Below are 21393 nucleotides of genomic sequence, written 5' to 3' on the forward strand. Positions count from 1 at the left end.
TTTTATTATTACATGTATTGTACATAAAATTAATTATGTAAAACGCTATATATTTATGCTTAAAATATCATCTAAGGCGATTCTCCGCACCAAGTTCTCTTCTTTAATATAAAGTAAATCATAGTCAATACCAAAAATTTTACCTTGAGAAGTAGTTTCTTGCGAGTTTTGCAAAAAGCGTATGCTAACGGATTTTTGTCTGCTCCAAGCATATTTCAATTCATAAATAATTTCTTGTTGTGACATTTTTAGAGTAGTATTATTCATTCGATTCTTTCCACTTATAGTTTTTATCTAAAATTAATAGTCTACTTAAATTTTACCAGTCTTGCTTATAGTTCGTCAAGTGCATTTTTCTGTTCTTGACTAATAATATGGGTGTAGAGGTCTGTAACCTGTGTTGAAGAATGTCCGAGCTGATGACTTACCAGAACTTGAGAATTGGTTTGTGCGTAAAGGCGAGTTGCTAAGGTGTGACGAAGTTTATGTGGTGTTATTCTTACTTTAAAAGCTTGCGAGTACTTAGAGACTAACTTTTCAATGCTTGATCCATCAATCCGAGAAGCTTGCCCTCGGTAAATAGACAAGAAGAAGGCTTTATTATTTTTTTCTGGTTTATAACGCTGTTCACGAATCTCTAAATAGTTGAGTAGATAAAGCTCAGCAAATTTTGCAATATTAACGGCATCCCGTTTGCCCCCTTTACGTGTAACTTCCACAACTAGAGTCTTCATATTCAGATCAGCTATATTGATATTAACAGCTTCAGACAAACGTACGCCAGAAGCCAACATCAGCGCAATAATCGCTAAATCACGTTCTTTATTTTTATTAAAAGAAGAGAGTGCTCGATTAGACAAACTTTTTTCGTATTCATTATCAATAAAATCCAGAAAACCTTGTGTTTCATCGCCTAAAAACAGTTTTCCTTTAATATTCTCAGCCCTGGAAGCCAAAGTTTCTCTATTTTTTTGAATCTGCACTTTTTTCATAACATTACGGTAAAAGTATGGCTCGCCATTTACGCCTTCAGCTTGCTCCGTAAGATATTTAAAAAGGCTGGAAAGTGCAGCTAAAGTACGTTTTACTGAGTTTTGTGTTAGTCCAGACTTATTATTTTGACGTGGTTTTTCACGTAAGTAGAGGATATAACCCTCAATGTCAGAACGTGCTAGATTTTCTAATGTATCTAAATCTATACCAGAAATATTTTTTGCTTTGCTGACATCACTATCAATAAGCCAATTAAAAAATCTCTCGTATTCTAAAAGATATTGATAGAGCGTAGTCAAGCTATAAGGAATACTAAGCTTTGATTGATAATATTCCAAAACGAAGTCGGGCATACGTTTTTTTATGCGGTCAATATTTGCAAGTAGAAGTTCACGTTTCATAGTTTTTTAAGTATACCATAAATTTATAAAACTTTCAAGAATATTATAGTTTTTCGGAAAGATGTCATAGGATATCCCAAGATCTCTTTAAACTATATACCCAGCAAGTTTCACAAATTCTTTCTATTTATTTATTTTTTCGAATATAATTATATCATAACTTCTATAAATAAATAGGTTTGAACTTGACTGTTGAGCCATTTAAAGTAAAATTATGTTGAAGTTCCTAGGATATATTAAAAGATAAAAATGAAAGGAATAATATCAAACTGAAAGATAAAATATATAAACAAATATCAATAACAGGTTAAAATACATCCAAATATAAAAAACTCCGTATTTCTGTGTTGCTGACATGTACGGCTTAGATTATCTTCACTTTATCTATCCTTTTTTAGACATCTTTCCGAAAAACTTGCGTTATAAATCTAATTTTTTGGTATGTCGAATTATAAATGGTTTAGAGCATCTTTTAAATCTGTGTTAATCATGTACATGAAAATACAAAAAGGCCATCCGTGGATAGTCTTTTTTGTTTAATTTTTTTAATATTATTGAGTATACAGCTAAGGAAGATTTATTTTAAGTACCTACACAAGGCTTTTTCTCATTGCTTGTAATTTAATAACTTTTGGACATAACAATCATAGATTTGATTGTTTTACGATCTTGCATGTCTTGATAAGCTTGATTGACATTCTCTAAATCATAAGTTTGAGTAAATACGCGACCAGGATTAATATTTCCATCCAGGACTTCTTTTAACAAGAATTGTTTATCATATGTCGTTACAGATGCTGAACCTCCGGCAATTGAAATATTTTGTGCAAATGTCGAACCAAGCGGACGGTTATTATAGTGAGGTACACCAACAAAACCAACGCGTCCCCCATTGTGAAGAACTCCAAGTGCTTGGTCTATTGCTGATTCAGTTCCAACACATTCAAGAGCAGCATCCGCACCGCCACCTAAAATTTCACGAACTTTTGCAATTCCTTCTTCTCCACGTTCAGCAATAACATCTGTTGCACCTAACTCCATGGCTAATTTTTGACGATCTGCATGACGACTCATCAAAATAATTTGAGAAGCGCCCCGCATTTTAGCGGCTATAACTGCACACTGACCAACAGCACCATCCCCAATAACTACGACTTTGTCTCCTCTTTTTACATTGGCGCATCTCGCAGCATGGTAACCTGTAGGCATAACATCTGCCAGAGTAAGTAAGGACTTTAACATACCTTCAGTATAATCGGAGGGTTGTCCTGGGATTTTTATTAATGCCCAATTTGCATAGTGGAAACGAATATATTCTGATTGAAAACCATTTGACCAGTTTGAACCTCCAAGGTGTCGATCACATGTCCCATCGAATCCTGAACGACATGCATCACATTCACCACATCCATGTGTAAAGGGAGCAATTACAAAGTCACCAGGTTTCACTGTGGTAATAGCAGATCCGATTTCTTGGACAATCCCAATAGCCTCGTGCCCTGTATTTTCAGAGTGGGCTTCCTTGTTGTCTCCATGGCCATACGACCATAAATCTGATCCACAAACACAGGCACGGATAACTTTGATGATAACATCATCTTCTGCTTGTAATTTTGGTTTTTCCACTTCTTGAACTGTTACCAAACCTGCTTTTTCAAAAATTGTTGTTTTCATTTTCTGTTCTCCTTACAAATTTTCATAATCATCTGTTACTTTTTCTAACCAAGTAGTAGTCCCCTTGCCAATTGCAATATGACTAAACCAAGAGGTTTTTGTTGCACCATGCCAGTGTTTGACCCCGTCTGAAATGCTTACGACATCTCCTTTAGCAAGCTTTCGAGCAGGCTTTCCAGCTTCTTGGTACCAGCCCTCTCCATCTGTGACAAGAAGGATTTGGAAACCATTGTCATGCGTGTGCCAATCATTTCTAGTTCCTGGCTCAAACGTAACATTATTAACTGAAATATCTCCTTGACTTGCTAAAAATTTTAAATGAGAATCTCCAATAAAAAATTTTGCATAGTCAATGTTTAATTCACCTTTACCAAATAATGGCTTAAAATCTGTCATTATTCTATCTCCTTATAAATTTCTTTTGCAATATTAAATGCACTCCAAGCATTAGGCCATCCGACATAAAAAGCGAGGTGTGTAATTAATGCTGATACTTCTTCTTTACTTATACCATTTTCCTTTGCCTTATGAAAATGGAAGCTTAATTGTTCTGTGGCTCCTTTAGAGATTAAGGCGCTTAGTGTAATTATTGAACGATTTTTGGGAGTGAGAGTAGGATTTTCCCACACTTCACCAAAAAGTATTTCATCGTTATATGTAGCAAATTCTGGTGCAAAATCTCCCAAGTTATCTTGTCCTGCAGTAACTTTTTCTATCATTTTTTCTCCTATTTTATTATATATCAAATTTTATTGTATATTTTTGTTAGGGACGGCTAATACCAATACTCTCATTACTATATAATTGAGGGTTTTCAATTATTTGATGGACCAATTTAGAAATTGCTCCACGAGAAACAGCATAACCTCTAAATGCTTCTCCCTTATGCGTAATTTTGTAATCGTCTGGCCCGTTATCAAACCATCCTGGACGAATGATGGTATAGTCAAGACTGGATTGTTCCACAACGTCCGCTGCATTACGATAATCTTTTAACATGGGATTATTTTTGAGATTACCACTTGCATCGACCGAAGATGGAATTTCATTGTAAATACCCATTGAACTAATAAAAATTAGACGTTTGACTTTTGTTTCTTCCATTGCTACCGTTAAATCTTCAGCCATTTTTGTGAGATTTCCGAATAAAGTAGCAAAAACAATCTCTTGTTCGGCTAATATACTTTCTAAGTCAATTGGATTTGTCACAGAACCCGCCATAGCTGTTTCATTAACTCTTAAATCAGACAATCGTCCAGCAGACCGAGAGAAAAGTGTTATTTTATGATTTGTAGTTGATAGTTCTCTGCGAAGTGATTGCCCGAGGGAACCTGTTGCGCCAATTATTAATATATTTGTCATTTTATTCTCCTTTCCGTTCATTTAACTGCCAGTAAATAAAAATAATTTTTTCTTTCATGTTGTTTTTTTTCTTCCTAGATTTGTAAGCACAAGGGTGACTAAACCCAAAGTACTAAAGCCAACAATAAACCACATAACTAAATGATAATATTCTATCCAATTTCCAGTTAAGTTTGATGAAAAGAGTACTACAATTGAAAGACCAACAGGACCACCAATTTGATGTACAGTATTCGTCATTCCACTAGCTGCACCAGCTAGTTCTGGAGAAACACCTTCTACACCTGCCGATGTTAGAGGTGCCAACAACCAACCCTGTCCGAGCCCTACAAAAATCATTGGCAATCCAATTGTTAACCAATAACCATTTCTAGGATCTATTATTGCTGAAAGCACCATCCCTACAAGCAAAATACATTGTCCAATCAACATGATATGACTGTTACCAAATTTGACAGTCAAGCGGGGTAAATAAAGGGCGCCAACAAAATTAACAATTGTCAATGGTAAGAAGCCCATACCTGCTTGTAATGGAGTAAAACCATAATGGTTTTGCAAAATTTGTGGCACAATAAACCAATAGGTCAACATGGCCATCATGAAGGTGAAACGGGTAATATATGCCCCTGTACGAATACGATTAGCAAATAAACTCAAAGGCATGATGGGATGTAACTGATGGCTCTCCCAAATGATAAATGCAATAAGAATTAAAATAGACAACCCAATCAGTAACAGATTACTTACTGTGATACCATAGACAAAAAGAAGCGCAAATGTAACAGAGAAAATAGCACCAAGAAAATCAATTTTTGCAGGCACTGGTTTTGTTTTATCTGTAATTTTAAATAAGATCAGTATAGCTAAGAGAATAGCAAAAGGAACATTAATTAAAAATCCTGCTCTCCAACTGATAGTACTCGTTAACCAACCACCAAATATAAGCCCTACAGATGCACCAATACCAGCTGTCGCTCCATAATAAGAAATAGCTCTCATACGCATATTGTCTTTATAATTGTCCATTAAGAGAGCAAGTGATGTGGGTGCAATGATGGCAGAACCTACCCCTTGGATAGCACGAAAAATAATTATTTGTATTGCATTTTGAGAAAGTCCAATAGCAAGAGAACCTAGTCCAAAGATAATTAAACCAGATAGAAATATTTTCTTACGCCCTAGATAATCCCCTAGACGTCCAGCTAATAGCAAAAATCCTCCAAAGGTGATTGTATAAGCATTTGATACCCAAGATAATGCCGCTTCACTCAAACCTAACTCTGAGGCGATTTTTACTGTCCCTGTAAATATAATACTGTTATCCATTATAATCAAAAAGTAGCTAAATAGAATAATAAAAAGTATAATTCCAAATTTTTTATTTTTCATTTATTTCCTTGTTTCTTTCATTGTTCATGAACTCATTATAGAAAAAAAGCATTTCGTTGTGAAATGCTTTTTTAAATGGCGTATATGCCTAAAAAGCATATACATTATTCCTCTTGTAAAAATTCTTTGATGAATGCCTGTGTAGAATTCGTCAAAGGTACATTTTTTTTCCAAGCTAACAATGAGTTACTGCGGACTTCAGGAATTAATGGGATAGCTTTCAAATCTGGGTAACTACGGATGAGAGCTCCTTCTGTTACAATAATTTCACCAATTCCTGCTTTTGCCATTTCAAATATATGAAATCCAAGATTAAATCCACCTACAATATTTAACTCATTTACCTTGCAACCACTCCAATCGGCAAAGTATTGACGTATTTCTGAACGCTCTGATATAATCAGGCGTTGCTCTTTTAATACTTCAGGAGTAATATACTCTAGGTCAGAAATCTCTGAATCCCTTTGAGTTAGTAAAACCCATTTTTCCGAAATATCAAGATGCTCTACATTATACTTTTCTGTCGAAGTCGGCTCTAATAAAAAGGCAACATCAACTAGTCCGTTATCCAATTTGTATTTAATGTGATCGGCATTACCAGATAAAATGGTAAAGGTAAAACCAGGATGAGCATTTGTTAGTTTCTGAAGTGTTTGAGCAATTTTTACTGTGGTAAGTCCCTCTAGTGCACCAATAGTTAAGTGACCTGTCAAACTCGCTTGTTTGCGATCACTAAATATGCGTTCTGTATTACTTGCTAACTGTAAAATTTCTTCGGCTTTAATTTTTAAAAACTGTCCATCTTCAGTAAGCACTAAATGTTTACCATCTCGAATGAAAAGTTGAGTATCGAGTTCTAATTCCAGCTCTCGGATTTGACGAGATAAAGTAGGTTGGGTTATGAATAACTTTTCTGCAGCTCCAGAGACAGTACCAACTGTTGCGACTGTCCAAAAATATCTTAATACACGTAATTCCATTATAATTTTATTCCTTAAAATATTCAGTAACTCAATTATAGCAAACTAAATCAAGATATTTATATGATATATTCTATTCTGTAAGTATCTTTAATTTTCTTAACTGAGTAATTTTTTGCCTTGCGTCTACTTTTCTTATTTCCTTTGGTATAAAGTTTCTGATATTCTCCCCATCATAGCCAAGCTGAATGCGTTTTTCATCAAAAATAATGTCAATTTGCTATTAGTGTAAGACGATATAGGATTTTTAAATATATCAAAACTGAATATTAAAATATTTATAATAATAAATAAAAAAGAGGTAATATAACCCCTTTTCTATATTATTTAACTTTCTTAGGTCTCAGTACTGCAAAGATAATCCCCATAGAGATTACTAACCTCTATGGGGATTATAAATTATCTTTTATTATTTTTGAGAGAATTTCAGGTATGAGTAACCTTAACTATTACGTTGTAAATATAGTGCAAGTACTGCAGCGCCTACAATCGAACTCATACCCAAAACTACATATGTCATCGTATCATCCTCACCTGTTGCAGGTAGTGGTGTGCCCTTTGCTTGATACGTTCTAGTAGGTGAGCTTTTCATACCAGTGCCTAGTGTTGTCAATACAGTTTGGGTTTTGGGTGTCAGTGTAGCTACATGTGTATCATTTTTAGCTTTTTTGATTTCTTGCTCGGTGTCTGAAGGAATACTATAATGAGTTACTGAGTTATCCAGTTTTTTCGGTTCTATGATTCGGACAGTTGATGAACTGTTTTTGTTAATTTTTGGCTTCTCTGTCAAATTTTTTACCGCTATAGGTTCTGGTATATTTTGCTTGATAGGCTTCGGTGCTTTTTCTATATGTTGAGGTGCATCAAGGTGGGCCCCTACGTTTGGATTTGGGGGTGTCAACTGTTCTATATGTTGAGGTACGTTTACCACCTCTCCAGGTATGTTGTCTGTCGTATCAACAGTCAGAAGTTTAGCTGGTATCTTTTGCTCAGGGAGTACTTTATGCGGTACTATTGGTTCTGCCGTACTTTCTGGGATTTTCGGTGTTTTAATTGCTGGTATTTCAGGCTTGTCTGGGGCAATGAAGCCGTTCTCACTGCCATCATCAGCATACCAAGTGCCTCCATCATTATGCCATATCAGACCGTTTTTTCCAATCGCAGTATTTGAGTCTGTGAGGGTTACTTGATACCCATTGATTGAGTCTGCTGAGGCTTGTACGCCTATTGAAACTGTTACAAGTATAAGCCCAGCAATGAGTGTCTTTTTCATTTTACTTTGTCTTCCTATTGGTTAATTAATTACATATTATATTTTTCAATTGCCGATTTTTACATATTTTCCCATGCGCTTATATTTGCTTTAAGAAGTTTTATGTCTTGTTCAATTTTATATTTTTCTAAATATTTATCTCTAAGAATATTTCTAAGATCAGCATTTATATCTTTGCTTTGTTTCTCTAATTTTAAATTATTAAACATAACTTTGAGCTCCACTCATTTTATTCAAAAAATTTTTATATTATTAAGTAGTTCATAATATAATTTAGGGTTTTTAGTCTGCAGATAATGCTTCAATCGTGTTAAGCCGTGCTGCACGACTACTTGGTGCAAGACTTGCAAGTAATGCTATCAAAACTGCAATTATCACCGCAAAGATTACATTTCCTGTACTGATTTCAACAATTCGTGCTCTATCCAATAAGTTAGATAAAGCTGAATTAATTATAAACTCACCTAAGTAAGCAATAACAATTGCAAGAGTTGCAGATAAAAGTCCTAGGATAAAGCTTTCTGCCGTAAATAGTCGAGAAATATCTTTTCTTCGACCACCTAATGCTCGAATAACACCTATTTCTTTTGTGCGCTCCGCAACGCTCATATAAGTTGTAACAATAATCATAAATATTGAGACAATTAAACTTATACCTGCAATTGCTGCGAGAAGATAACTCACGATACTTGTTATGTTCGTAAAAACATCTAGGAATCCTGTGGCTGAATAGGTTACAAAAGCTTTACTTCCATCAATTTTTGCATTTTCAACAGTTTCAGTGACAGCTTTAACATTTTTGACTTCATTTACAGTAATTACAGCATAATTTGGATTACTGTCTGCTCCCGCAGAAGAAAGGAGAGTTGCCATAGTTGAATAAGATGCTATAATGTTACTTTCACCACTTGACTCAGTTGAACTTGATACAGTTACACTATTTGAATCACTTGTAGATGCATCTTGTAAAACTCCGGATACTTTTAAATCAGCCGAAACAGATTGTGTGTCTCCTTCTTTTGATTTTGCTTCAAAATTTAAGTGAATTGTTTGTCCTACAAGGGCTTTATAGTCTGGAGAGAGAAGCTTAGCTTCCATTCCATAGAGTGCAATTTCTCCCTCATCTGGCTTCCTCCCCACACTATATTTATCATTTGCATTGGATTCTGTCCAGCTCAAAAGTGAGAGAGGGCCCGTTTTACTCTTGTCTCCATATTGAAGAGAACCCTTGCTTGCAATAGAGTAAGTTGGTTCTACTTTTTTGACATTATCATTGTTTTTCAACTTATCAATATAAGTAGAATCCATATTTCCTTTAGAGGTTCCAATGTTTTGTTGTGCCTCATTTAGTGCATCATCATTGCTTAATTTATCATCTTTCGTTGTACGTTTAAATACTGTTACAACATTTGGATTGATACTTGACGTCATCATATGGTTCATATAGTTTCTGACACCATTGCCTAATCCCAGGAAAAAGATGACGGAGAATAAACCAATGGCTGTCCCTATCGCAATAAGTAAATTTAATTTCCATGTGTGTGTGTGAAATGTTTAAATGCTGTTTTAAATATTTCACTTCTGGAAAGGACTTTTGACTGTATATGACTTTTCTTTTCAATAGGATAAGAATCTTTTAGACGTTCATCGCCAATAATTTTCCCATCTGCCAAACGAATAATACGCGTACCAAAATCAGCAACTTCTTGTGAGTGAGTCACAACAATAACAGTCTTTCCTGATTTTGCAATTTTACTTAATAAAGCTAATACTTCTTTAGTATTTTGTGAATCGAGAGCGCCAGTTGGTTCATCTGCAAGGATGATTTCAGGATCCGATGCTAATGCACGAGCAATTGCTACCCGTTGCTTTTGACCTCCCGAAAGTTGAGAAGGGGTCTTCTTGCGGTGGTCATATAACCCAACTTGTTTTGTCAATTCAACAGCTCGAGCATGTCTTTCTTTTTCAGAAAGGGTCGTCATCTTGAGACTAATGAGGATATTGTCTAGAACATTTAAATAGCTAATCAGATTAAAAGATTGGAAGATGAATCCTATCGTATCCCGGCGATAGCTATCCATATCTTTTTCTTTTTTCTTTTTTGAGGGATACCGTCAACAATAACATCTCCATCATAGTTTCTATCTAGCCCTCCAATTATATTCATCAAAGTGGATTTACCACCTCCGGACTCACCAAGTAAACTAATAAATTCACCCTTATCAAAATCTAGATTAATTCCTCTTAGAACAGGGAATTCCTCTTTACCAAGAAAATAAGATTTCTTTATGTTTCTTAATTCTAATATATGCATATTATTTTTCCTTTATATTTATATCTGTTATTTAGGTATATACCTTTGGCGGGGGAGCTTTATATGTAAATACTTCTCTATTGTGGAAAATATAATTAACTTACTTTCCTCGCGTATTTATTTTTAACTTTTAACTAGTAATTTCTCTATATATAAATACTAATTTTAGGATCTCCTTTACTTTATTTTTGTATTATATATTATTAGAAAATGCTTGTCAATATCTTTTTGTTGTTTTTCGATATTTTTTTGGTGTTTTTCGCTTTATATTTGTTGTTTTTTAAAAAATGAGTATTTTTGTTTACAAACTAAAAAAACACCACTTGGTGTTTTTTTATAGTAAAAAGACCTTATCTTTACAAGCATTAAGTGTTTCTTCATCCCATAAAGAAACTTGTACTTCACCGATATGTACTTTACTCAGTAATAACATGCACATGCGGCTTTGTCCAATACCTCCACCAATGGTTAATGGTAATTCATTATTGAGTATTTGCTGATGAAAAGGGTATGCTAAACGATCGTTGGCATTGGCCTTTTCTAATTGTGTAAGTAAAGCTTTATCATCTACACGAATGCCCATACTCGATAATTCCATTGCGCATCCTAAAGGTTCATGCCAGAAAAGTAAGTCACCATTTAAAGACCAATCATCATAGTCTGGTGCCCGCTGATCATGTGGTTCACCGTGACTTAAGATATCACCAATTTGTAAGATAAAGGTAGTCGGATGTTCTTTAACGTAAACATTTTCTCTTTCTTTTGCTGTTAAGTTGGGATAAAGATCTATTAATTCTTGACTTGTAATGAAGGAAACATTTGTATCTATGACTGTTTCTACTTTTGGATATTTGGTATGTAAACGACTTGATGTTTCTGCGATAGCATTCACTAAATTTTGAACGGTTTCTTTTAGGTAATCAAGGCTTCGTTGTTCTCTTGAAATCACTCGCTCCCAGTCCCATTGGTCTACATAAATTGAATGAAGATTATCTAACTCTTCGTCACGTCTAATGGCATTCATATCTGCGTAAAGCCCGTTGCCAACATGAAAATCATATTGTTTTAAAGCGGCTCTTTTCCATTTAGCTAAGGAATGTACGATTTCTCCATTATAATTTAAAACTGGTACATCAAATTTTACAGGCCGTTCGCTTCCGCTTAAATTATCATTTAAACCCGAATGGTCGTCAACAAAAAGTGGGGCTGATACTCTTTTTAGTTTTAAACTTCCTGTTAGCGCTTCTTCAAAACAACGTTTAATAAATCCAATAGCTGTTTGAGTATCATAAACATCCAGTATTGATTTGTAATCTTTTGGGATAAAGGTTTTTTCCATAATTTTAAGAACTCCTATTTTTTAATTTTATTGAATATTATACCATAATATAAAAATTAGTATAAATATATATAATATAATTGAACACAAAAAATATCTTCTAAAAAAAGACTCTAGTCATGCCATAAATTGAAATAAGGAACTTCATGTGTTAGGATTAGCTTAGTAAAGTATTAAGGAGCATAATTAAGTGAAAGTTATAGATATTGATTTAAAAGATAGATCTGAAGATTTAGTAGAAAAGTTATTGGTGGTTTGGGAAAGTTCTGTAAAAGAAACACACCTCTTCCTTTCAGATAATGAAATAAATGATATTAAAAAGTATGTGCCTCAAGCACTAAAGGAAATCCCTCGTTTAATTCTCTTAAAAAATGATAAAGATGCGCCAGTTGGTTTTATGGGTATTGTCGATCATCATCTAGAGATGCTTTTTATTGCCTCTGGTGAAAGAGGTAGAGGCTTTGGCAAGAAACTCCTCGAATATGGAATCACTGAATACTCCATTAATGATCTTGCTGTGAATGAACAAAATCCATGCGCAAGAGGGTTTTATGAATATATGGGCTTTGAAGTCTATAAGAGAACGGAGTTCGATGAGCAAGGAAATCCCTATCCACTGTTATACATGAAGCGAGATTAGTCTAAAAAAAGCTAATGAATTAAGTTATTCACTAGCTTTTTTATTTTGATATTCATCGAAAGTGATAAATCTTTTTCTATGCTATATTTCTAAAGAGACGATGTGAAATAAATTTTTCTAGCTCTACTACGACGAAAACTGTTAATCCAGCTAAGGATGCATAAAGAAGATTATGAATCCCGATGTTTGTCGTACCTAAAGCGTTACTAATTGTTGGGATATAGACAATAGCAAGTTGCAACACCAATAAAATAAACAATGATAGCCACAACACACGATTTTTAAACATATTTTGGTCGATAGAGAACTTGGATATACTTCGACAATTTATCATGTAAAACACTTGTCCGAAAACGAGGGTCATTAAAAGAGTAGTTTGGGCTACAGGTGTTGCTGCTCCCATAGATATAACAATATTATTGACTAAAAAGCCTAAAGCTGCTAAGAGTATAGAAACATAGAACATTCTAAAGATAGCATAACGGCTTAAAATATTTTCGTGTGGATCTCGAGGAGGTCTATCCATGACATTAGGTGCTTCTTTTTCAAAACCTAATGCAAAAGAAAGTGTAATTGTTGTGACCATATTTAACCACAAGATTTGGATTGACGTCAATGGTAATGGGCGATCAATTAATATAGATACAACAACTAACAAACCTTGAGCAAATGCTGTTGGTAAAGAAAAATAAATTGTATTTTTTAAATTATCATAGACACGTCTTCCTTCGCGTACTGCATCTGAAATGGTAGCAAAATTATCATCTGCCAAAACCATATCTGCAGCATCTTTTGTAACTTGTGTTCCTTTTTGCCCCATTGCGATACCAATGTCTGCTTTTTTAAGAGCTGGAGCATCATTCACACCATCTCCTGTCATACCAACAATTTTGCCATGCGCTTTTATAGCACTTACTAATCGCAATTTATGTTCTGGCGTAGTTCTCGCAAAAACATCATTTTTAAGTACAACTTCGGATAGCTCTTGGTCTGTCATCGTTTCGATGTCTTTACCAGTAATGGCTCTCTCCGTATTTTTCAGACCAATTTCTTTCGCTATTGCGACAGCTGTATCTTTATGATCTCCGGTAATCATCTTAACGGAAATACCAGCACGGTGGCTCTTTTTAATTGCTTCTATTGCAGATGGTTTTGGTGGGTCAATGATACCATACATTCCAACAAGAACCATATTCTCTTTCAAATCTTCATGTGTAATTGTTTTTTGATTCGAAGAAACTTCTTTCATAGCCGTAGCGAGTATACGCTGACCTTTTTTGGCTTGATTCGATATCATTTTATCCCATAGTTCGGGGTCAATTTTTTCTGTTGTGTTATCGCCAAATTGATAATCTACCATTCCAAGTAAAACATCTGGTGCTCCTTTTAAGTAAATAAAGCGTTGATTATCTACATCAACTAGAGTCGCCATATATTTGTATGAGGAATCAAACGGAATTTTATACAGCACCTTTTCATCTTGGGTAGTTTCCATATGAGAAGCCCACTCTAGTAAGGCTGCTTCGGTCGGATTACCAATCACAGTCCGTTGCCCATTATGGTAATCGATTTTTGTATCATTACAATAAATAGCAGTTTCAACCAACTTCTTGAGTTGGTAATCGTCATTAAAGATATTAAGGTCATCTTTCCATTGTTCCGTTTGATTTTTTTTCAAATATCTTTTTCTTAGTCAAGACTGTCAAAACTGACATTTCATTTTTAGTCAGGGTACCAGTTTTATCGGAACAGATAATTTCCATACTTCCCAATGTCTCAACTGCTGGCATTTTTTTAATGATGGCTTTCTTTGCAGACATGCGCGTGACACCCAGAGATAAAATAATTGAAAGGACTGCTGGCAATCCTTCAGGAACTGAGGACACTGCCAGTGAAATAATCCAGGAAGTTGCTTCTTCAAACGTGAAATCCCGGTGAAAGAAACTGAAAACAACTAATGAAACGATGAGTATTAAAAGTATAAAAAATATTTGTTTATTCAAATATTTCATCTTTTTAATTAAAGGGGTTTCTGTCACACCAACCTCTTTCAGGTGGACACTAATTTTCCCTATCTCTGTGTTGTCACCTGTTTCAACAACAACCGCTTTACCACTTCCGCTGTTCACTAAAGAACCTGAATAGCCCATATTGACACGGTCTGCCAAGTCTACTTCCGTTGATATGGAATCAGCATTTTTCTGTACAGGGGTTGATTCCCCTGTTAGCATTGCTTCATCTACAACTAAATTATACGCTTCTAAAATTCTTACGTCAGCAGGAATAATATCTCCTGAGTTCAGTAAAACAATGTCACCTTTTACTAAAGAATCGGTCGAAACAACTTTTTTCTCACCGCTAATGACGATTGTCGCCTCTGTTCCCATTAAACTCGTCAGGCCGTCTAAGGAGTTGCTTGCTTTTGACTCTTGGATATAACCAATCAATGCATTTATAACCACAACGATTAAAATGATAAACATATCGATATAGTCTTGACTAACTCCTTTAAGTAGTGCAGCTACGAGCAATACATAAATCAATAAATCATTGAAGTGTTTGAAAACTTTTTTAATTTTCCCTCAGTTTTTTCTCCAGATAATAAGTTAAAACCATTTTCTGATAATCTTTTTTTTCGCTCCTCTTCTGCTAATCCAACATCCTCTTCTACTTGGAGCTTCTTTAATATATCTACTTTTGATAATTGAAACCAGTTCATTATAATTCCCCCATAATTCTTTTAGTTTTTATTGAAATACTTATCTTTTTTAAGAGTACTTATTACTAGTTTATCATGCAAACTATTTAAAACATAATAAAATAATATTCTCTGTATTATTTTATTGAAAAATATACCATTTTGACTTTTATTTTTAGTCTTAAAATTTTTATCTTTTATGCAAAAATTCCTCAAACTTGCATCGGATATATCTTTCTGTTATTATTAGAATGAACGTTCTACTATTTATAGAAAGGAGAATATTTTGCCTAGAGCCAAAGAGTTTGACTACGATGTGATTTTAGATAGAGCAACAGATATTTTCTTGGAAAAAGGCTATGAACATACTTCTGTTCAAGATTTAGTTGACCATCTAGGTATCCATCGAAGAAGTATTTATGATACTTACGGTGATAAACGCCAACTTTATCTCAAAATCTTAAACAAGTATGATCAAGATATGAGTCAAAATTATGTTTTGATTACTGCTAAAAGTATGAGTATTCGAGAAAAGTTTGAAGCAATTTTTAATGACTCAGCATTTCCAAAAGAAGAATGTCGTAAAGGTTGTCTTTTTGTAAATTCGGCAATTGAGCTCGCCTTACGTGATGGTGATATTGCTGATCAAGTTCAACATTTTTTCGAAAAGACAAAAAGTTTTTTTGTGCTTTTGCTAAATCAAGCGAAGGAAAAAGGTGAATTAGCTGCTGATACTGATACACGTATTTTAGCAAGCTATTTAAACAATGCTTTAATTGGCATTCGGGTACTTGTACGTTCAGCGACGAGCCGGACAGAGCTTGAAAATATTATTAAAACAACACTATCAATTCTATAAAATATAAAAATATTCTGAGTGATTCGGAGTATTAATATTTTAGTTTTATGAGAACAAGCGTTCTAAAAAAGGAGACAAAAATGAATCAAGAACAATTAAGAAATATGATATTAAAGGCACACACTAATCGTTTTGCAACAAAAAAATTCGATAGAAGTAAAAAAATTGCTGCGCAAGATTGGACAACAATCCTTGAGGCTGCGCGTCTATCTCCAAGTTCATTTGGCTATGAACCTTGGAAATTTCTCGTCATAGAGAACAAAGAAATACGGGAAAACCTGAAAAGCCGGGCTTGGGGAGCAGTAAATAGCCTAGATGGAGCAGATAAATTTATTATCGCTCTAGCTAAGAAAGGGGTTTCTTATGACAGTAGCCATGTCAAACATATTGTTGAAGATGTTTTAGAGCTCCCTTATTCTGAAAACTCACCCCAAAGCCAATTTTTCAAAAAATTTCAGGCGGATGATTTTAAACTATCTGATGACAAGGCAAAATATGATTGGGCGGTAAAACAAACATATATCCCATTAGCAAATATGATGACTACTGCTTCTTTTCTAGGCATTGATAGTTGTCCTATCGAAGGTTTTAATATCGATGCTGTTGAAAATTATTTATCTGAAAAAGGACTAATTGATTTAGAAGAATTTGGTGTTGCATATATGGCAGGTTTTGGTTATCGAGCAACGGAAATTCCTAATAAAAAGCGTCAAAGTTTGAGTGAGATTGTAGAAACTGTAGAATAATCTTTATCATAATAAATATAAAAAAGACTAGTTAATACTAGTCTTTTTACACATTTCTATTTTCTAGTCTTTCTAAATTTTCTTACCCAGAAGATTGCCAATACCACTAAAATTAAACCAAGCCCAGTGACAATAGCAGCTGTCTTGTTAAACTCTCCTGCTTTTGGTAAGACTTTTTTCTGTGGTTCGACCTTTTCAATCAAGTTCTTGTTTCCATCATCTTTAGAAGATGATTTTTTTTCTTCAAGATAGATATTTTTAAACTGTGGTTTTTGTTTGTAACTTATAGATGCAACAAGTTTTCCTTTTTGGTCTACTACTTCAACATGAATCTTATAGGATTTAGTATCGTAGGTAATTTGAGGATCTACTCCAGGCTTTTCACGAATCGTGTAATCGTAGCTTCCTGTTTTTGTATAAGCTAGCTTATCAAATCGAATCTGTCCTAAAGCATCATTTTTGGCCGTTTGAATAACTTGATTTGAAGCATTGACTAATTCAAACGTGAATTCCTGATCTGTCAGTTTCTTTCCGACAAGTTCTTTGGTTGCTTGCAAATGAATTTCTGTACTAAGTGGTTGATAACTGTTTTTAAACTGTATCGCTGCATCTCCTGTAGCTGTAGCAACAAGGATCCCTGCTTCTTCCTTGATGCTAACAGTAACTTTATAATTGGCAGCATCATAGTCAATGGTCTTATCCAAACCACCTTTCTCTCTCACTGTATAATCATAATCTCCCGTAGTTGTGTAAGTGATTGGTGAAAATTCTATTTTACCTGAAGCATCATTGTGTACGGTTTGAATAACTTTTCCTGCACTGTCTAGCAACTCGAAAGCAAACTCTCCCGCTAAAAGAGAACGTCCGCTCAATAGTTTTTCAGCTTGGATTTGGTAACGAGTACTTTTTACTGTATCCGGCTTAACAGCAAGCTTTGGTGTGCCAATAGTATCGTAACGTTTTTGATTATGAGGGTCTGTATAATAGAGCTTTGCGCCTGTATCTTCATCGTCAATTCCTCGTTCAGGATCCAAAATATCCTTGGCTTTATCGCTTGTATCTGCATTTGTTGGGTAGTAAGTATCCTGTGAAACCTGACGATATTCTTCTTTTAATACCAGCGGAATATTTACAGATGGGTAGCCATCAGGACTATAATCATAAAGATCGCCTAACTCCCAGACAATCGTCTGTTCTTCACCTTTGTCCTCATAGTTTCCTTCAATCGTGACACCTTGAGGCAGAGTGGCATTTTCTGGGACATAATAATATTGACTCACTTTATCTCTAAGAACAGAATCACGCCCACCTGGGAAGAGCGTAGAATTAAGCAGCAAATCAGTCAAGTACGTTTTTCCTGCACCAACATTATCAGCTGGAACCTCAAAATAATTTTGTGGGTCGTTTGCCATTGTTTTTAAGATAGCACTGTTAGCCATATAATCTACTGTCAGCATTTCTGCGCCCATTCCAGCAACTTCATAGGTTGTTCCCTCAATGAGTTTTAGATAATTTTGGTCGATATCGTGACATTGATATGTCCCTGTTGGTGCACCTTCTACTTCTACAGGTTCATCACTTGTAATAGCTGCGGACATTGCTAGAATTCTACCATCTGTTTGCCCAAAAGATACAATGGGACCGCCACCTGACCAGCCAGCTCGCATTGTTGCTGTACTTTGTGGAACGCCATCTGATAAGAAAACGACCATCGCGCCTTTGGTTGCCTTAGCTTCATTACTACGTGATTGAAGGAGGTTATATGCCATACTTAATCCGTATTGATAGTCTGTTTGTGGGGTTGTAAACAGACGAGGAAGCATATCATCAATGGCTGCTCTATTTTCAGCAATATTATCCTTCCAACCTACAGTAGAATTATAGGTGCCGCTGATTGAGCCGTCTGCTTCAATGGTTGTTCCTGTATTTGGGCCAAAGTAGCCATGTTCATTATTTTTTAAAACAAGATTATCTCTAAAATTTTTCATTCGTTGTGAATTATAATTTAAATGGGTAACCATTGATGAATCTCGAATTGAAAATGGTGCCAGAGCCACTCTATTTTCAGGATGTTCTTGGAGTAACTTATCGGTCACTTCCGAAATAGCTTCTTTCGATAGCATCCATCGGTCATAGCAACCTTCATCTTCATCGCCATGCACCCAAACGCCAGGTTGTGTTTTTCCAGCTACTTTAGCTACAGCATCCCAATGACTGATACGTACAAATTTTTCACCTTCCTTCTTGAAATGGTAAGGAATATACTTGGCTGTACTTTGAGTAAATTGCTCAAAAAGATGAACCGGTGTAGTCCCAATCACTTCCCATTTATCAACATCCGCGTTATAAACTGTGAGGGTATTATCACTATTCTCATAAACTTTGGATTTATCTGCGTTTGCTTCGGGTTCCTGTCCTTCATGTAGTGGTTCAAGATAGAAATGTTCCTGGTTTAAGCAAGAGCTGGAGAATAAAGGATATCCTTCATAACCTGTAGCATTAGCATTATCGGTATAAGTCATGTCCATGCTACCTGAGCGGTCTAAAACAAAAACGACATCCATCGGCCCAGAGAGACTTGAACCGTTCACTTTTAAAAGTAAGTTAGCTTCATAAGCTTCTTGATCTGTCCACCATGCCTCTTTTTCTAAAATTTGAGCTGTGTTGTTATTCTTATCTCGTATGGGTGCCACTTTTTGATCTGTTTTCTTATCAACTCTATCCGCACTCACTCGACTCAAGGTATTTTTTAATCGCATCCCGGAGATAATTAATACCGAAAGTACTATCGCCAACACAAGCCCTTTCAATACTTGTCTTAAAGTTTTCATGTTTCTACTCCTTTTTATTTTGAATTAATGAACTTTTTTAGAAAAAATCAAAAATAGATGTCACTTTGTTTGCAACATTTCGTTTCCCTCCTTTTTCTTTAGTTTAAAAAAGATTAAACATTAAAGTAAAATGATAATTACTTTAAATTTTTCTCTTTCTTCTAATTTAATAATACAAAGATAGAGGGATAAGTCCAAATGTTTTTAATATTAGATTGAGTAGACGATTTTTAACTCCATAGAATAAAATAGAGTAAATTACGCATTTTCTGTCATAAATAATGAGAACATGTCCAAGAAATCGGACAAACAAAAAACGACAATTGAATATTGTCGTTTTTTAATTTATTTTTTATCTATTAAGAGAAACTTCCTTATCTCCATTGGCCCATTCTGTGCTAAGAAATTGAGCATTGTCGATCTTATATGCTGTTTTAGTCGGATGTTTCATAAATTCTTCGATTTTTTTATCTAAAGCCACCCAACCACGATTATTCAAGTGGATAGTGTCCCCAATATAGTACTTTTCGTTGAATTTATTTGTCATATCATAAATGTGATGGAAACCTTGGCTGTTAAGTTGATATTTAATTTTTGCGCTAAACTCCTGTAACATGTCATAAGAGAGCCCTGTATACTGGTACCATGCTCCATTTACAGGTGGAATAACGAACTGCACATCATTATTATTTTTTGCAAATTGATTTAAAAGCTGCTGAAAATCAAGATATTCCGGACTTCTCAGGTAACTCACTTCCTTCATCACACCTTTACGTTCTTTAAAGACCTTTTGAAGATTTCTTGACCACACATGGTCAACAATTTGAAATTCATTATTTGCTGAATTTGCAGCTCCTCGTTCGTATGCTGCTTGATCCAGTTTTTCGAAATCTTTTGTGTTTGGTAATTGTTTACTGATTCGCTCTATCTTTTCGTATGAATTTTCTTGCCTACTGCTGAGCTTTGATAAGCCCGTAAAAAGAGAATCTTGTTTCGTCCAGAACTGATTTGCAAGTTTAATTGAAATCTGGTTTATACTGTCGATTTTTTTTCCATTTGCTAGAGCTTTTAGTGCATGAGTAACAACAATATCCTCAGGAAAATCTTTAAAATTCAAGAGGCGTTGAGCGAGTTTTTGTGTCGCGACATCTTTTGGTGAGGCAGATTGTAACCACGCATATATTTCACCTTTAGAAACAAATTGACTTAACTCAGGTGTACCAATACCTTTACGTGTAAACCATTGTGGACTGATGATAAAAACAATCTTACGGTTATGCAATTGCTTTTCAACAGAATTCAGATAGAAAAAGTGTGTTAAGGATTGGGTTCCGGGTTGACCTGCTAGAAAAGGCGTAAAACCTTTATTATTTCTCATAAAGAAACTACTTGGATGAAAAGGATCAATATGTTCCAGCTCAGAAGAGCCTAAAATTGGCAGATAATGCGGATTAGAGAATGCTTGTGATTTAATCGCATAGCTTACAAAGCCTGTCCGATTCTTAGGATCAGTCGCAAACTCATCAAGTTCATGCTTATTAAACTTAGGGAAAACCGTGAGAGGAGAAAAGATGAGTATCGCTAGCAAAGTAAGGGCCGCAACTAAAGGTGCGAGTTCTTGAAGTACCTTATCTTTCTTCATCCATCTTTTCCTTGATACGATCGGCAATTTTATTTGCTGTATTCCAGTCGTCACGATCCATTTCAGAAGGTGGTAAACTTAAACTAAAGGCATTTTCAAGCTCAACAATAAGCATAATTGCTCTCATAGAGTCAAGAATGCCTTCTTCAAAAAGATCCATATCTAAATCTTCACGAAACTCATCTGTGCCAGCAACTTCTTCAATGATATTTAATACTTCATTTTTCATATTTATTCTTCTTTCTTCTATTG

General features: G+C 34.9%; 17 protein-coding genes and 2 pseudogenes. 3 read left to right on the forward strand and 16 right to left on the reverse strand.

What is annotated here, in order from left to right:
* Positions 1-45 precede the first annotated feature (45 nt).
* The 12 genes and pseudogenes from LACDD01_RS02400 to asnA all read right to left on the reverse strand — a co-directional run bounded on the left by LACDD01_RS02400 (position 46) and on the right by asnA (position 11725).
* The gene (locus LACDD01_RS02400; protein ID WP_019292266.1) at positions 46-267 is read right to left on the reverse strand and encodes a hypothetical protein; all 222 of its coding nucleotides are present in this window, start codon (positions 265-267) and stop codon (positions 46-48) included.
* Between the two features lie 65 nt (positions 268-332).
* Positions 333-1394 carry a tyrosine recombinase XerS gene (gene xerS, locus LACDD01_RS02405; RefSeq protein WP_061413091.1) on the reverse strand — a complete coding sequence of 354 codons (1062 nt, stop codon included), beginning with the start codon at positions 1392-1394 and terminating at the stop codon, positions 333-335.
* Between the two features lie 621 nt (positions 1395-2015).
* On the reverse strand, positions 2016-3068 hold the full coding sequence (locus LACDD01_RS02410) for a zinc-binding dehydrogenase (protein WP_061413092.1): 1053 nt from the start codon (positions 3066-3068) through the stop codon (positions 2016-2018).
* A gap of 12 nt (positions 3069-3080) precedes the next feature.
* Positions 3081-3464 (reverse strand): cupin domain-containing protein, encoded by a 384-nt coding sequence (locus tag LACDD01_RS02415; protein WP_061413093.1) that lies wholly within the window; start codon positions 3462-3464, stop codon positions 3081-3083.
* Positions 3464-3787 carry a carboxymuconolactone decarboxylase family protein gene (locus tag LACDD01_RS02420; protein WP_197458024.1) on the reverse strand — a complete coding sequence of 108 codons (324 nt, stop codon included), beginning with the start codon at positions 3785-3787 and terminating at the stop codon, positions 3464-3466. Before LACDD01_RS02420 ends, LACDD01_RS02415 begins: the two co-directional genes overlap by 1 nt.
* Before the next feature lie 46 nt (positions 3788-3833).
* Positions 3834-4430 carry an NAD(P)H-binding protein gene (locus tag LACDD01_RS02425; protein ID WP_061413094.1) on the reverse strand — a complete coding sequence of 199 codons (597 nt, stop codon included), beginning with the start codon at positions 4428-4430 and terminating at the stop codon, positions 3834-3836.
* A gap of 54 nt (positions 4431-4484) precedes the next feature.
* Complete coding sequence (locus LACDD01_RS02430; protein WP_061413095.1) at positions 4485-5819, reverse strand: MFS transporter; 1335 nt, start codon at positions 5817-5819, stop codon at positions 4485-4487.
* 104 nt (positions 5820-5923) lie between these two features.
* Positions 5924-6799 (reverse strand): LysR family transcriptional regulator, encoded by an 876-nt coding sequence (locus LACDD01_RS02435; protein WP_061413096.1) that lies wholly within the window; start codon positions 6797-6799, stop codon positions 5924-5926.
* A 442-nt stretch (positions 6800-7241) separates the two neighbouring features.
* Entirely contained in the window at positions 7242-8072 is an 831-nt protein-coding gene (locus tag LACDD01_RS02440; RefSeq protein ID WP_061413097.1) for an LPXTG cell wall anchor domain-containing protein, read from the reverse strand.
* A 59-nt stretch (positions 8073-8131) separates the two neighbouring features.
* Positions 8132-8281, reverse strand: a complete 150-nt coding sequence (locus LACDD01_RS11780; RefSeq protein WP_019292269.1) for a hypothetical protein — start codon at positions 8279-8281, stop codon at positions 8132-8134.
* 73 nt (positions 8282-8354) lie between these two features.
* Positions 8355-10386, reverse strand: a pseudogene (locus LACDD01_RS02445) (ATP-binding cassette domain-containing protein).
* A 334-nt stretch (positions 10387-10720) separates the two neighbouring features.
* The gene (gene asnA, locus LACDD01_RS02450) at positions 10721-11725 is read right to left on the reverse strand and encodes an aspartate--ammonia ligase (RefSeq protein WP_061413098.1); all 1005 of its coding nucleotides are present in this window, start codon (positions 11723-11725) and stop codon (positions 10721-10723) included.
* Positions 11726-11915: 190 nt separating this feature from the next.
* Here asnA and LACDD01_RS02455 point away from each other — a divergent pair, with 190 nt between their 5' ends.
* Positions 11916-12365 (forward strand): GNAT family N-acetyltransferase, encoded by a 450-nt coding sequence (locus LACDD01_RS02455; RefSeq protein ID WP_061413099.1) that lies wholly within the window; start codon positions 11916-11918, stop codon positions 12363-12365.
* Positions 12366-12441: 76 nt separating this feature from the next.
* On the opposite strand, the pseudogene LACDD01_RS02460 reads toward LACDD01_RS02455, so the two are convergent.
* Positions 12442-15084 (reverse strand): annotated as a pseudogene (locus LACDD01_RS02460) (HAD-IC family P-type ATPase).
* Positions 15085-15349: 265 nt separating this feature from the next.
* On the opposite strand from LACDD01_RS02460, the gene LACDD01_RS02465 reads away from it, so the two are divergent.
* Complete coding sequence (locus LACDD01_RS02465; protein WP_019293937.1) at positions 15350-15922, forward strand: TetR/AcrR family transcriptional regulator; 573 nt, start codon at positions 15350-15352, stop codon at positions 15920-15922.
* 80 nt (positions 15923-16002) lie between these two features.
* Positions 16003-16668: an NAD(P)H-dependent oxidoreductase gene (locus tag LACDD01_RS02470; protein ID WP_061413100.1), complete on the forward strand. Its 666-nt coding sequence runs from the start codon at positions 16003-16005 to the stop codon at positions 16666-16668.
* A gap of 56 nt (positions 16669-16724) precedes the next feature.
* Here the strand turns inward: LACDD01_RS02470 and LACDD01_RS02475 are convergent, their stop codons facing one another.
* The 3 genes from LACDD01_RS02475 to dltC form a co-directional block, all read right to left on the reverse strand.
* Positions 16725-19499 carry a Spy0128 family protein gene (locus tag LACDD01_RS02475; protein WP_061413101.1) on the reverse strand — a complete coding sequence of 925 codons (2775 nt, stop codon included), beginning with the start codon at positions 19497-19499 and terminating at the stop codon, positions 16725-16727.
* 352 nt (positions 19500-19851) lie between these two features.
* The gene (gene dltD / locus LACDD01_RS02480; protein WP_061413102.1) at positions 19852-21141 is read right to left on the reverse strand and encodes a D-alanyl-lipoteichoic acid biosynthesis protein DltD; all 1290 of its coding nucleotides are present in this window, start codon (positions 21139-21141) and stop codon (positions 19852-19854) included.
* Entirely contained in the window at positions 21128-21370 is a 243-nt protein-coding gene (gene dltC / locus LACDD01_RS02485) for a D-alanine--poly(phosphoribitol) ligase subunit DltC (protein WP_004257293.1), read from the reverse strand. Before dltC ends, dltD begins: the two co-directional genes overlap by 14 nt.
* Positions 21371-21393: the final 23 nt, after the last annotated feature.

This window comes from Lactococcus sp. DD01 (genome assembly GCF_001578715.1).
Lineage (GTDB): Bacteria > Bacillota > Bacilli > Lactobacillales > Streptococcaceae > Lactococcus > Lactococcus petauri.

Bases quoted from the DNA above. Each gene is read 5' to 3' on its own strand.
- LACDD01_RS02400 (WP_019292266.1), bottom strand. From the start codon at position 267: ATGAATAATACTACTCTAAAAATGTCACAACAAGAAATTATTTATGAA.
- xerS (WP_061413091.1), bottom strand. From the start codon at position 1,394: ATGAAACGTGAACTTCTACTTGCAAATATTGACCGCATAAAAAAACGT.
- LACDD01_RS02410 (WP_061413092.1), bottom strand. From the start codon at position 3,068: ATGAAAACAACAATTTTTGAAAAAGCAGGTTTGGTAACAGTTCAAGAA.
- LACDD01_RS02415 (WP_061413093.1), bottom strand. From the start codon at position 3,464: ATGACAGATTTTAAGCCATTATTTGGTAAAGGTGAATTAAACATTGAC.
- LACDD01_RS02420 (WP_197458024.1), bottom strand. From the start codon at position 3,787: ATGATAGAAAAAGTTACTGCAGGACAAGATAACTTGGGAGATTTTGCA.
- LACDD01_RS02425 (WP_061413094.1), bottom strand. From the start codon at position 4,430: ATGACAAATATATTAATAATTGGCGCAACAGGTTCCCTCGGGCAATCA.
- LACDD01_RS02430 (WP_061413095.1), bottom strand. From the start codon at position 5,819: ATGAAAAATAAAAAATTTGGAATTATACTTTTTATTATTCTATTTAGC.
- LACDD01_RS02435 (WP_061413096.1), bottom strand. From the start codon at position 6,799: ATGGAATTACGTGTATTAAGATATTTTTGGACAGTCGCAACAGTTGGT.
- LACDD01_RS02440 (WP_061413097.1), bottom strand. From the start codon at position 8,072: ATGAAAAAGACACTCATTGCTGGGCTTATACTTGTAACAGTTTCAATA.
- LACDD01_RS11780 (WP_019292269.1), bottom strand. From the start codon at position 8,281: ATGTTTAATAATTTAAAATTAGAGAAACAAAGCAAAGATATAAATGCT.
- asnA (WP_061413098.1), bottom strand. From the start codon at position 11,725: ATGGAAAAAACCTTTATCCCAAAAGATTACAAATCAATACTGGATGTT.
- LACDD01_RS02470 (WP_061413100.1), top strand. From the start codon at position 16,003: ATGAATCAAGAACAATTAAGAAATATGATATTAAAGGCACACACTAAT.
- LACDD01_RS02475 (WP_061413101.1), bottom strand. From the start codon at position 19,499: ATGAAAACTTTAAGACAAGTATTGAAAGGGCTTGTGTTGGCGATAGTA.
- dltD (WP_061413102.1), bottom strand. From the start codon at position 21,141: ATGAAGAAAGATAAGGTACTTCAAGAACTCGCACCTTTAGTTGCGGCC.
- dltC (WP_004257293.1), bottom strand. From the start codon at position 21,370: ATGAAAAATGAAGTATTAAATATCATTGAAGAAGTTGCTGGCACAGAT.